This is a genomic window from Nakamurella sp. (genome assembly GCF_048594475.1).
In the GTDB taxonomy this organism is placed as follows: domain Bacteria; phylum Actinomycetota; class Actinomycetes; order Mycobacteriales; family Nakamurellaceae; genus Nakamurella.
Map to the genome: position 1 here is coordinate 1 of NZ_JBMDXT010000312.1, position 11,974 is coordinate 11,974.

At 71.7% G+C, this 11,974-nt stretch carries 9 protein-coding genes; 8 read left to right on the forward strand and 1 reads right to left on the reverse strand.

Annotation, left to right across the window (positions count from 1 at the left end; genetic code table 11):
• Positions 1–541: 541 nt before the first annotated feature.
• The 5 genes from ACOJUF_RS14245 to cobA all read left to right on the forward strand — a co-directional run bounded on the left by ACOJUF_RS14245 (position 542) and on the right by cobA (position 8,728).
• Positions 542–3,076, forward strand: coding sequence for a molybdopterin oxidoreductase family protein (locus tag ACOJUF_RS14245; RefSeq protein ID WP_420122495.1), 2,535 nt, complete (start codon positions 542–544; stop codon positions 3,074–3,076).
• 104 nt (positions 3,077–3,180) lie between these two features.
• Positions 3,181–5,631, forward strand: coding sequence for a nitrite reductase large subunit NirB (gene nirB, locus ACOJUF_RS14250; RefSeq protein WP_420122496.1), 2,451 nt, complete (start codon positions 3,181–3,183; stop codon positions 5,629–5,631).
• A complete protein-coding gene (locus ACOJUF_RS14255) occupies positions 5,628–5,960 on the forward strand; it encodes a Rieske (2Fe-2S) protein (RefSeq protein ID WP_420122489.1) in 333 nt (110 codons plus the stop codon). The genes nirB and ACOJUF_RS14255 overlap by 4 nt, the downstream gene beginning before the upstream one ends.
• Positions 5,961–6,078: 118 nt before the next feature.
• A complete protein-coding gene (locus ACOJUF_RS14260) occupies positions 6,079–7,488 on the forward strand; it encodes a nitrate/nitrite transporter (protein ID WP_420122490.1) in 1,410 nt (469 codons plus the stop codon).
• On the forward strand, positions 7,481–8,728 hold the full coding sequence (gene cobA, locus ACOJUF_RS14265; protein ID WP_420122491.1) for a uroporphyrinogen-III C-methyltransferase: 1,248 nt from the start codon (positions 7,481–7,483) through the stop codon (positions 8,726–8,728). Before ACOJUF_RS14260 ends, cobA begins: the two co-directional genes overlap by 8 nt.
• A 46-nt stretch (positions 8,729–8,774) precedes the next feature.
• On the opposite strand, the gene ACOJUF_RS14270 is transcribed toward cobA, so the two are convergent.
• Complete coding sequence (locus tag ACOJUF_RS14270) at positions 8,775–9,011, reverse strand: hypothetical protein (RefSeq protein ID WP_420122492.1); 237 nt, start codon at positions 9,009–9,011, stop codon at positions 8,775–8,777.
• A 198-nt stretch (positions 9,012–9,209) separates the two neighbouring features.
• On the opposite strand from ACOJUF_RS14270, the gene ACOJUF_RS14275 reads away from it, so the two are divergent.
• From ACOJUF_RS14275 to ACOJUF_RS14285, 3 genes are all read left to right on the forward strand, one after another.
• Positions 9,210–9,596 carry a DUF6394 family protein gene (locus ACOJUF_RS14275; protein ID WP_420122493.1) on the forward strand — a complete coding sequence of 129 codons (387 nt, stop codon included), beginning with the start codon at positions 9,210–9,212 and terminating at the stop codon, positions 9,594–9,596.
• 7 nt (positions 9,597–9,603) lie between these two features.
• Complete coding sequence (locus ACOJUF_RS14280) at positions 9,604–11,433, forward strand: NAD-binding protein (protein ID WP_420122494.1); 1,830 nt, start codon at positions 9,604–9,606, stop codon at positions 11,431–11,433.
• A gap of 172 nt (positions 11,434–11,605) precedes the next feature.
• Positions 11,606–11,974 (forward strand): type I phosphomannose isomerase catalytic subunit (locus tag ACOJUF_RS14285; RefSeq protein WP_420122497.1); only part of this gene is annotated, 369 nt, incomplete at its 3' end.

Consider the following 11,974-nt stretch of genomic DNA (forward strand, 5'->3'; position numbering starts at 1 on the left):
CCGTGATCGAGGTCGTGCCGCTGGTCCGTGCCGACGGCGGCTGGGTCACACCGGCGCTGAACGGCTGACCCGTCGCGCCGCGCGGGCGGTCATCGCGCCGGGTCGACGTGGCGCAATGCGCACCCGACCGGCGCGATGCTCGCCCGACCCGCGCGACGACCGGGCCCGGCGCGACCACCCGTGCGACACCCGAGCCGCCGAAAGGACCTTGACGGGCCCTCCCGCTCGGAGGACGCTGACGGGGTCGTCCGCGGGAGTGCCGGTTCCCTCGCCTGTGATGTCGATCACCACGCGGGCGCCGGATCGGCTCCGCCGTAACAATTCCCACCGCCGCTGAGCGGCCCGCGGGGTCCGCCCGGGTTCGGTGTGTGTCGTCGGGCCTGCGCCGGTGACCTGCGGCGGTGAGCACAACACAATCCGCCCGTAACAGGGCGTGGTGGCCGATGAAACATGCGTCCCGACACTCGGAGAAGTGACCGCCGCCCCAGCTGCGCCGACAGCGACCCACTGCCCGTACTGCTCGCTGCAGTGCGGGATCACCATGGTCGCCGCTCCCGGCCGCGGTCCCCGGCCGGTGACACTGCAACCGCAGGAGGACTTTCCGACCAACCGGGGCGGTCTGTGCGCCAAGGGCTGGACGGCCGCCGAACTGCTGGACCACCGGGACCGGTTGCTCACCCCGCTGGTCCGCGAGGTCGAGGGCGATCGCACCAGCCCGCTCCGGCCGGCCTCCTGGGACGAGGCGTTCGACCGGATGGTCGCGGCCATCACCCGGACCCAGGACCGCCACGGTCGAGATGCCGTCGGCATCTTCGGCGGGGGCGGGCTGACCAACGAAAAGGCCTACACGCTGGGCAAGTTCGCCCGCGTCGGGTTGCGGACGGCGTCGATCGACTACAACGGCCGGTTCTGCATGTCCTCGGCGGCGACCGCGGGCAACAAGGCGTTCGGCGTCGACCGGGGGCTGCCGTTCCCGCTCGCCGACATCGCCGACGCGGCGGCCGTCCTGCTGGTCGGGTCGAACCCGGCCGACACCATGCCGCCGGCCATGCAGTACTTCGACCAGGCCCGGCACAACGGGGCCCGGCACATCGTGGTCGACCCCCGCCGCACCGGCACCGCCGAGGGAGCCTCGCTGCACCTGGCCCCCGTGCCCGGCACCGACCTGGCGCTGGCCAACGGGCTGCTGCACATCGCGATCCGCGAGGGCTACCTGGACGAGGCCTACATCGCCTCCCGGACAACCGGTTTCGCCGCGGTGAAGGCGGCGGTCAGCTCCTACTGGCCGGACTGGGTCGAGCGCGCCACCGGCGTCGCGGTCGCCGACATGCAGGAGACGGTCCGGGCGCTGGCGACGGCGCCGTCGGCGATGATCCTCACCGCCCGCGGCGCCGAGCAGCACAGCAACGGGACCGACACCGCCCAGGCCTACATCAATCTCGCGCTGGCCCTGGGCCTGCCCGGGAAGTGGGCGTCCGGCTACGGCACGATCACCGGGCAGGGCAACGGGCAGGGCGGCCGCGAGCACGGGCAGAAGGCCGACCAGCTGCCCGGGTACCGCCGGCTCGACGACCCGCAGGCCCGGGCCCACGTCGCCGCCGTCTGGGGGGTCGACCCGGACGAGCTGCCCAGGCCCGGCCCGTCGGCCTTCGAGATGCTCGACCGCCTGGGCTCCGACGGGGGCGTGCGGACCCTGCTCGTGCTGGCGTCCAACGTCGTGGTCTCCGCGCCCGACGCCAACCGCATCCGGCACCGGCTGGAATCCCTGGACACCCTGATCGTCTCGGACATCTTCCGGTCCGAGACGGCCCTGCTCGCCGACGTCGTGCTCCCCACCGCGCAGTGGGCCGAGGAGGAGGGCACGATGACGAACCTGGAGGGCCGGGTCATCCGGCGCAAGATGGCCATCCCGCCCCCGGCCGGTGTGCTCGACGACCTGCAGATGATCGCCGAGCTGGCCACCAGACTCGGCCGGGGACAGTATTTTTCGGACAAGCCGGCCGAGGTGTTCGAGGAGCTGCGGCGGGCCAGCGCCGGCGGCATCGCCGACTACGCGGGCATCACCTACGACCGGATCGAGACCGAACGTGGGGTCTTCTGGCCCTGCCCGTCGACCGACCACCCCGGCACGCCGCGGTTGTTCACCGAGTCCTTCCCGACGCCGGACGGCCGCGCCCGGTTCATCCCGGTGGTGCACCGGGCCCCGGCCGAGACGCCCGACCGCGCCTACCCGTACGTCCTGACCACCGGCCGGCTCCTGCAGCAGTACCAGAGCGGCACCCAGACGCGGCGGCTGGCCGGCCCGATGGTGCCCGACCCGCACGTGCAGCTGCACCCGAGCCTGGCCCGCCGGCTGCGGATCGAGCCCAGCGACCTGGTCGAGCTGCGGACCCGGCGCGGGGCGGCCGTGTTCCGGGCGCAGGTCACCGATGCGATCCGGCCCGAGGTGCTGTTCGTCCCGTTCCACTGGGGCGGCGCCAGCAACGCCAACGCGCTGACCGATCCGGCCCTCGACCCGTTCTCCAAGATGCCCGAGTTCAAGGTGTGCGCCGTCACCGCCCGCCGGGTGGGTGGACCCGACGACACCCACCTGCTGACCACCCTGCCCGGCCAGCCGGAGGTCCGCCCGTTCCGGGAGCGCGCCTCCCCGGCCGGCGCCGGTCAGACCCCCGGCCGCCGTCCCACCGCCCCCCGCCGCCCGCACCCCCCGAGATCGAAGGACACCCGCATGCACACCAAGAACCGTTTCCTGCAGGGCATCTTCCCGTTCACCGGGGTCGGCATCGACAAGCCCGCCCCCATCGAGGGGACGCCGACGTACGTGGTGCCGGACGGCTCCGTCGCCCAGGCCCTGTACTTCCGCGGCGGGAACACCACCGACGAGCTGATCACCGTGGTGCTCATGCGGGACGGCGTGCCCATGCGCTACTTCCCGATCGGAGCACGCGCGGACGTGCACGTCCCGCTGCGGGTCGTCGAGGACCTCATCGGCGGCACCGCGCTGGAACTGGCGGTCGCCGCGCCCGACAAGCTCACCGGCACCGTGGTGGTCGACCTGGGCCTGGTGGAGGTCTGATGACCCTGATCGACGACGACGCCATCGACTCCTTCGAGGGGCAGTTCGATCCCGACCGGGACGGCGGCGACACCCGCCGCCGCCTCGTGGTGATCGGCAACGGCATGGCCGGCGCCCGCACGGTCGAGGAGATACTGGCCCGCGGCGGCGCGGAGCAGTTCAGCGTCACCATGTTCGGCGACGAGCCGTACGGGAATTACAACCGCATCATGCTTTCCCACGTCCTGTCGGGCGAGGAGACCGAGGCGGACATCTTTCTCAACAGCCTGGCCTGGTACACCGAGAACGACATCACGCTGTACGCCGGGGTCCGGGCCACCCGCATCGACCGGTTCGCCAAGATCGTCTACGCCGAGCACACGGTCGACGGCACGAAGTACGAGACGCCCTACGACGACCTGATCGTCGCCACCGGCAGCCGCTCGTTCATCCCGCCGATCGAAGGCCTGCGGCTGGACGACGGGTCGCTCAAGCCGGGCGTGTTCGCCTTCCGCACGATGGACGACACGACGTCGATGATCGAGTACGCCCGGCACGACGAGCACCGCCGGGCCGTGGTGATCGGCGGCGGCCTGCTCGGGCTGGAGGCGGCCCGCGGCCTGCAGGGCTTCGGGCTGCAGGTCGACGTCCTGCATGCCGGCCCGCACCTGATGAACGCGCAGATCGGGCCGGAGGGCGGCGAGATCCTCCGCAAGAGCGTCGAGGATCTGGGCATCTACGTGCACACCAAGGCCCGGACCACCGCGATCATGGGCGAGGACAAGGTCGAGGGCGTCTGGATGGTCGACCATCCGCTGCTCGAGTGCGACATGGTCGTCGTCGCCGCCGGCATCCGGCCGAACGTCGATCTGGCCGTGACCAGCGGGTTCACCGTCGAGCGGGCGATCATCGTGGACGACCAGATGCGCACCGTGGACGACCCGGACGTCTACGCGGTCGGCGAGTGCGTGCAGCACCGCGGCGAGGTCTACGGCCTGGTGCAGCCGCTCTGGGAGCAGGCGGTCGTGCTGGCCGAGCACCTCACCGGCGCCGACCCGGAGGCGGCCTACCACGGCTCGCGGACCTCGACCAAGCTCAAGGTGGCCGGCGTCGACGTCGCCGCGATGGGCGTCCAGGGCCCCGAGCGGGACACCGACGAGCACATCGTGTTCTCCGAACCGCGCAAGGGCATCTACAAGTCGCTGGTCATCCGCGACGAGAAGCTCATCGGAGCAACTGTTCTCGGCGATACCTCGAAGGTCGCGTTCCTGATCCAGGCGTTCGATCGCGGCCTGCCGCTGCCCGAGGAACGCCTGGAGATGCTGTTCAACCTGGGCACCCCGGCCGAGGAGGTCGGCGTCGCCGAACTCGCCGACGACGCCCAGGTCTGCAACTGCAACGGGGTGTCCAAGGGCGCCCTGGTGGCCTGCGTGGAGAGCGGCACCAGGACGGTCGCCGGCGTCATGGACAGGACCCGGGCCGGCAAGGGCTGCGGCTCCTGCAAGAACATGGTCTGCCAGATCGTCGAGTGGGCGGCCGGCGGCAAGGTCGAGGAGGACCCGTCGGCCAACTGGTACGTCCCCGGCATCCCGATGGACAAGCCGGACCTGATGAAGGCGATCCTGGAACAGCAGCTCCGCTCCGTCTCCAGCGTCTTCGCCGCCCTCGCCCCGGGGGGCGCCGAGGACGCCAAGTCGAAGATGGGCCTGGCCTCGCTGCTCAAGATGATGTGGGCGGACGACTACATCGACGAGAAGGACGCGAAGTTCATCAACGACCGGGTGCACGCCAACATCCAGAAGGACGGCACGTTCTCGGTCGTCCCGCAGATGAAGGGCGGCGTCACCACCCCCGAACAGTTGCGCAAGATCGCCGATGTGGCCGAGAAGTGGAACGTGCCGATGGTCAAACTGACCGGCGGCCAGCGGATCGACCTGCTGGGCATCCGCAAGGAGGATCTGCCCGGCGTCTGGGCCGACCTGGGCATGCCGTCCGGGTACGCCTACGGCAAGAGCTTCCGCACCGTGAAGACCTGCGTGGGCCAGGAGTTCTGCCGGTTCGGGGTGGGTGACTCGACCAACCTGGGGATCAAGATCGAGTCCCGGTTCCAGGGCCTCGAATCGCCGGCGAAGATCAAGATGGCGGTGACCGGCTGCCCGCGCAACTGCGCCGAATCCCTGTGCAAGGACGTCGGCCTGGTCGCCGTCGACGGCGGGCGGTGGGAGATCTACGTCGGCGGCGCGGCCGGCGCGCACATCCGCAAGGGCGACCTGCTGGCCACGGTGGACGATCCCGACCTCGCGGTGACGCTGTCCGGCCGGTTCATCCAGTACTACCGGGAGAACGCCAAGTGGCTCGAGCGCACCTACGCGTTCGTCCCGCGGATGGGCATCGAGTTCCTGCGCGAGGTGATCGTCCAGGACAGCCTGGGCATCGCCGCCGAGCTGGACGAGCGGCTGCAGACGGCGGTCGACGGGTACCGGGACCCGTGGCAGGAAGGGGCCGCGCCGGCCACCCCCGGCCAGTTCCGGACGTCGCTGCCGCTGGAGGTCCTGCCGCAGGTGCCGGTCCGATGACCGCGGTCACCGATCCGGGCGCCGGTCCGGTCCACCGGCTGGGCCCGCTGTCCCAGGTGCCGGCGGGGGAGGGGCGGGCGTTCGGCGTCGACGGCACCCAGGTCGCCGTCTTCCACCTGCGCACCGGCGCCGTGCACGCCGTCTCGGCGGTCTGCCCGCACAAGGGCGGCCCGCTGGCCGACGGGCAGATCGACGGCTCGATCGTGCTGTGCCCGCTGCACCTGAACGCCTGGGAGCTGGCCACCGGCTGCTCGCGCAGCGGCCAGCCCGACCTGCGGACCTGGCGCGTCGAGGTCGTCGACGGCGAGATCCTCCTGCACTCGGCCTGACCGCGTCCCGCCGGGGGCGCGGCGCGCGGGCGCCGCCCCGCTGCCCGCCGGCGCCGCCCGCCGGTCCCGGGGCGCCCCACCTGACTGAACCGCCCACCACAGAACAGGAACCGTGCCGATGAGCACTCCCGAGATCACCCCGGTCCAGGCCGACCTGACGTCCTCGCCGACCGACCCGGCGATCCCCACCACGCACCACGGCAAGTACTGGATCGAGGACTGGCGCCCCGAGGACCCGGTGTTCTGGGCGGAGAAGGGCGCCCGGATCGCCAAACGGAACCTGGTGTTCTCGGTCGTCTCCGAGCACATCGGCTTCTCCGTCTGGTCGATGTGGTCGGTGCTGGTGCTGTTCCTGGGCCCCGAGTACGGCATCGACGCCGCCGGGAAGTTCCTGCTCACGGCGCTGCCCACGCTGCTCGGTGCCGTGCTGCGGCTGCCGTACACCTTCGCGGTCGCCACCTTCGGCGGCCGGAACTGGACGATCATCTCGGCCCTGCTGCTGCTCATCCCGACCGTCGGCATCGTCATCGTGCTGCAGCCGGGCGTCGCCTACGGCACCCTGCTGTTCGTGGCGTGCCTCGCCGGCGTCGGCGGTGGCAACTTCGCCTCGTCGATGACCAACATCAACGCCTACTACCCGGCCCGGCTCAAGGGCTGGGCCCTGGGCATCAACGCCGGGGGCGGCAACATCGGCGTCCCGATGGTGCAGCTGATCGGCCTGCTCATCCTGGCCACCATCGGCGCGAGTTACCCGCGGGTGCTGCCGGTCATCTACATCCCGCTGATCATCGCCGCGGCCGTGGGCGCGGCGCTGAAGATGAACAACCTGACCGAGATGCGCAACTCCAAGCGCGCGATGCGGGACGTCGCCAAGGAGGGGCACACCTGGGTCATCTCGTTGCTCTACATTGGGACGTTCGGGTCGTTCATCGGCTTTTCCTTCGCGTTCGGGCAGGTGCTCCAGGTGCAGTTCGCCGACATCTTCTCGACCCCGGTCAAGGCGGCCTACCTGACCTTCATCGGCCCGCTCATCGGCTCGCTGATCCGGCCCTACGGCGGCGCGCTGGCCGACCGGCTCGGCGGGGCCCGGGTTTCGTTCGTCAACTTCGTCGCGATGGCCCTGGGCGCCGGGGTGGTGCTCGTCGCCTCGTTGCTGCACTCGCTGCCGCTGTACCTGGTCGGCTTCATCATGCTGTTCGCGTTCAGCGGCCTGGGCAACGGCTCGGTCTACAAGATGATCCCGGCGATCTTCAAGGCCAAGTCGGGCCTGGAGATCACCCGGGCGGGGGTCGATCCGGCCGCCTCGATGGCCAAGTCCCAGCGCTACGCGGGCGCGCTGATCGGCATCGCCGGCGCCATCGGCGCGTTCGGCGGGGTGCTGGTCAACCTGGCCTTCCGCCAGTCGTTCCTGGCCACGAAGTCGGCCGATGCCGCCTACATCGGGTTCATCGCCTTCTACGCCGTCTGCTTCGCCGTCACCTGGTACGTGTACCTGCGGCCCTCCGCGAAGCGGCTCGAGGGTGTCTGACTCCGCGCCGGACGCCGGCCTGCTGCCCCTGCACCTGGTGGTGCGGGGGCGGCGGGTCGTGGTCGTCGGCGGCGGTCCGGTGGCCGCGCGCAAGGTGGCCACCGTGCTGGCCGCCGGCGCCGACGTGCTCGTGGTCGCTCCGTTCGCCTGCGAGGCGATCGTCGACGACGCCGCCGCCGGCCTGCTGACCTGGCGGTGCGCCGAGTACGCGGCGGCCGATCTGGCCGGGGCCTGGCTGGTCTTCGCGGCCACCGGCGAGCCCGCGGTGGACGCGGCGGTCGCGGCCGACGCCGAGGCCGGCCGGGTGTTCTGCGTCCGCGCCGACGACGCCGCCACCGGCAGCGCCCGGTCCGCGGCGGTGATCCGCCGGGACGACGTCCTGGTGTCGGTCGGCTCGGCCGGCGCCGCCGACCCCCGGCGGGCCGTCGCGGTGCGGGACGCCATCACCGCGGCCCTGGACACCGGTGCGCTGCCCGTGCGCCGGCACCGCGCGGGACCCGGGCGGGTCGTGCTGGTCGGCGGCGGCCCCGGTGACGGCGACCTGCTCACCCTGCGCGGACGCCGGGAGCTGGCCGCCGCCGACGTGGTGGTCGTCGACCGGCTCGCACCCCGGTCCGTGCTGGACGAACTCGGGCCGGGCGTGCTGGTGCTGGACGTCGGCAAGGCGCCCGGCCGGCACCCGGTGCCACAGCACGAGATCAACCGGTTGCTGGTCGAGCACGCCCGGGCCGGCCGCCGGGTGGTGCGGCTCAAGGGCGGCGATCCGTTCGTGCTGGGACGCGGCGGCGAGGAGGTCGCCGCCTGCCGGCAGGCCGGGGTCGAGGTGTCGGTGGTGCCCGGCGTGACCAGCGCGTTCGCCGTGCCGGCCGGGGCCGGCATCCCGGTGACCAACCGCGGTGAGTCGCGGCAGGTCACGGTGATCTCCGGGCACGACGCGTTCGCGACCGGCGATCCCGGCGACGGACTGCCCGCCGACATCGACTGGCGCGGGCTGGCGGACGGTCGGGGCACCCTGGTCGTGCTGATGGGGGTGGCCGCCCTGCCGGCGATCACCGCCGGCCTGCTCGGGGCGGGCATGGATCCGGCCACCCCGGTGGCGATCGTGCAGGACGGGTGGGGCGACACCCAGCGGGTCACCGCCGGACCCATCGACCGGATCGTCGACCTGGCCCGGGCCCGGGACGTCCGGTCGCCCGCGGTGATCGTCATCGGCGCGGTGGCCGCCCACGCGCAGGTCTGACCCCGGAACCCGACCTGACCCGGCCGGGTACCCGAGGGGCGGCGGTTCAGGATCCGGTCGCCAGCTGCGCCTGGTAGGCCAGCAGGCCGCCGACCAGCACCGCGAGCGCGATGACGCCGGTCAGCAGCGCGACCTTCCCGCCCCGGCGGCCGAACACGTCCTGCCAGGCGGTCAGCCGGTCGGTCTCGTACCGGAACCGGCGCCAGTGCAGCAGCATCCAGAAGATCAGCCCGAGGATGACCGTCAGCGCGGCGAACACGACGACGATCGTGACGGTATGCACGGTTCCTCCCGTCCGGTCGGATCGCGGTCCCCGGGGGCCGGGCCGCGCGTCCTTTCCGATCAGGGTTCCCGTTCGCGGGTCCGGGCATGCGCACCCGCGGGTCGGGTAGGCGGGATCGCGGGTCAGGGGTGATCATCGTGCAATGCGCCCGGACCCGGACCCGGCCGGGCCACGCTCTGTCCGGCGAGGGGGTGAGGGATGAACCTGGAGAAGGTCATCTTCGGCTTCTTCGTGCTGCTCGCGGCGACGCTGAACTTCGGCTTCTTCCTCGGCGACATCGCGGTCCCGGCGCTGCACAACATCTACGAGCTGTTCGGTGCGCTGGTGGTCAGCCTGATCGCCACCGTGCTCAAGTTCGGCGACCGCACCCAGCTGGGGGCGACCCACCTGGCCACCAGCCTGGTCGCCGACCTGCAACTGATCTGCGCCGCGCTGGTCTGGGGGTACGCGGCCAACGTGTCCAGCCACGGGGTGACCAGCGAGGCGATGGCCAGCGTGGTCTCGCTCTCCGGCGGCGCGCTGCTGGCCAACCTGGTCTCGGTCATCCTGCTGGTGGTCGAGACCGTCTCCTTCCACCGGCGCTGAGGCGCCCATGTCGAACGTGCTGCAGATCTTCTGGAAGCAGATGTTCGGCGAGGACGACCGCCCGCCCCGGTTGCGCCGGCGGATCCGGATCGACGACGAGCCGGCCGCCACCAACACCATCTTCATCGTCATGCGCCGGATGCGGGCGCCGCTGATCATCCTGATCGTGATCTTCTCGATCACCGTCTTCGTGATGTCCCTGATCCCGGCGACCGACCCCGAGGGTCGCCCGTACCACATGTCGATCTTCGAGTCGCTCTACTTCATGAGCTACACCGCCTCGACGATCGGCTACGGCGAGCTGCCGTACCCGTTCAACGCCAACCAGCGCATGTGGGCGACCATCTCGATCTACCTGCTGGTCATCGGCTGGGCATACGCCATCGGCTCGCTGCTGACCCTCATCCAGGACCGGACGTTCCGGCAGGCCCTGTCCCTGCAGCGGTTCCGCCGCAAGGTGCGGCGGCTGCGCGAGCCGTTCCTGCTGTTCGCCGGCTACGGCCAGACCGGGGAGTTGCTGGGCAAGGCGTTCGACTCGATGGGGCAGCAGTTCGTCGTCATCGACGCCAAGGCCGAGCGGATCGACTCGCTGGACCTGGTCGCCTACCACGCCGACGTGCCCGCCCTGGCCGGGGACGTGCGCAACCCGCACCACCTGGCCATCGCCGGGCTGGACAACCCGTACTGCTCCGGCGTCCTCGCGCTGACCAGCGACGACGAGGTCAACCTGCACGTCATCATGGCGGCCGCGCTGCTCCGGCCGGAACTTCCGGTGATCGCCCGGGTCGTCTCGCCGACCATCGAGTACCGGATGAACGCGTTCGGCAACCCGTCCCTGGTCAACCCGTTCGACCGGTTCGGCGACCATCTCCGGCTGGCCCTGCGGGCGCCGGCCTCCTACCAGTTGCTCACCTGGCTGGAGAGCGGGCCGGGGTCGGACCGGCCGCGGCGCGCGCGGCCCCCGACCAAGGGTCGCTGGGTGCTGGCCGGCTACGGCCGGTTCGGCCGCGAGCTGGTCAAGGATCTGCGGGACGAGGGGCTGTCGGTCACCGTCATCGACCCGTTGGGTCATCCGGACGATCCGGCGGTGATCGTCGGCGACGCGTCCGAGCCGTCCGTGCTCAAGCAGGCCGACCTGGCGACCGCGGTCGGCTTCGTCGCCGGGACCGACAACGACACGACCAACCTGTCGCTGGCCGCCACCGCGCGTCGGGTCAACCCGCGGCTGTTCCTGGCCGCCCGGCAGAACCTGCAGGTCAGCGCGCCGCTGTTCCGCGCGATGGACCTGGACTCGCTGCTGGTGCCGACCGAGGTGGTCGCGCACGAGATGTACGCCCAGCTGTCGACGCCACTGCTGTGGCGCTTCGTCCAGGAGATCCCGGCGATGGGCGACGAGTGGGCCGCCCGGACCATGGAGCGGATCACCGGTTCCTGCGGCCGCCGCCTGCAGGAGCTGTGGAAGGAGCGGCTCCGGCCGGCCGAGGCCCCGGCCCTGCGCCGGCGGCTGCTCGACGGGCCGGTGCGGCTGGGCGACGTGCTGCGCGATCCCGACGACCGCACCACCCGGCTCGACATCGTGCCGCTGCTGGTCCAGCGGGGATCCGGGCCGGACGCGCAGAGCCACCTGACGCCCGACGACGACTTCCTCCTCGAGCCCGACGACGAACTGTTGCTGGCCGGCCGGACCACCGACCGGCACGCCCTGGAGACCATCCTGTTCGACGACGCGGCCTGCGAGTACGTCCTCTACGACCGGCACATGCCGTCGAGCTGGGTGTGGCGCGCGCTCGCCCGGCGGACCCGGTCGGGTGACAAGGGCCGCGTCGGCGCGGTGTGAAGGGTCACACCGGCGCACCCTGGTGGCCATCATGCGTCTGCTCAGGCATCCACCCGCCCCATCCGTCCGCAGTGACCCGCACCTCCGGGTGCCATCGCAGTGCCAACTGGCCGGCAACGGTGACGCCAGTGTCCGTTGTTGCTCAGCGAAAGGATTTCCGGCTGTGTTTTTGATGAAGAACCAGGTGCGCCCCTACGCCTGGGGATCGCGGACCGCGATCTCCGCCCTGCTCGGCGAACCGGTGCCGTCCAGCGAGCCGCAGGCCGAACTCTGGGTCGGCGCCCATCCGGGCGACTCCTCGGTGCTGGTGCAGCCGGCCGGTGAGCGACCGCTGGTGCACGCCGTCGCCGAGGATCCGGCCGGCACGCTGGGCGCCGAGGTGGCCCGCGAGTTCGACGGCACGTTCCCGTTCCTGCTCAAGCTGCTGGCCGCGGACGCGCCGTTGTCGTTGCAGGCCCACCCGACGATGGCTCAGGCGCAAGCCGGGTTCGATGCCGAGGATGCGGCCGGGGTGCCGGTCGACGCGCCGTTCCGCAATTAC

Bases quoted from the DNA above. Each gene is read 5' to 3' on its own strand.
- ACOJUF_RS14255 (WP_420122489.1), top strand. From the start codon at position 5,628: ATGACCGCGGTCACCGATCCGGGCGCCGGTCCGGTCCACCGGCTGGGC.
- ACOJUF_RS14245 (WP_420122495.1), top strand. From the start codon at position 542: ATGGTCGCCGCTCCCGGCCGCGGTCCCCGGCCGGTGACACTGCAACCG.
- ACOJUF_RS14280 (WP_420122494.1), top strand. From the start codon at position 9,604: ATGTCGAACGTGCTGCAGATCTTCTGGAAGCAGATGTTCGGCGAGGAC.
- ACOJUF_RS14260 (WP_420122490.1), top strand. From the start codon at position 6,079: ATGAGCACTCCCGAGATCACCCCGGTCCAGGCCGACCTGACGTCCTCG.
- ACOJUF_RS14275 (WP_420122493.1), top strand. From the start codon at position 9,210: ATGAACCTGGAGAAGGTCATCTTCGGCTTCTTCGTGCTGCTCGCGGCG.
- nirB (WP_420122496.1), top strand. From the start codon at position 3,181: ATGGCCGGCGCCCGCACGGTCGAGGAGATACTGGCCCGCGGCGGCGCG.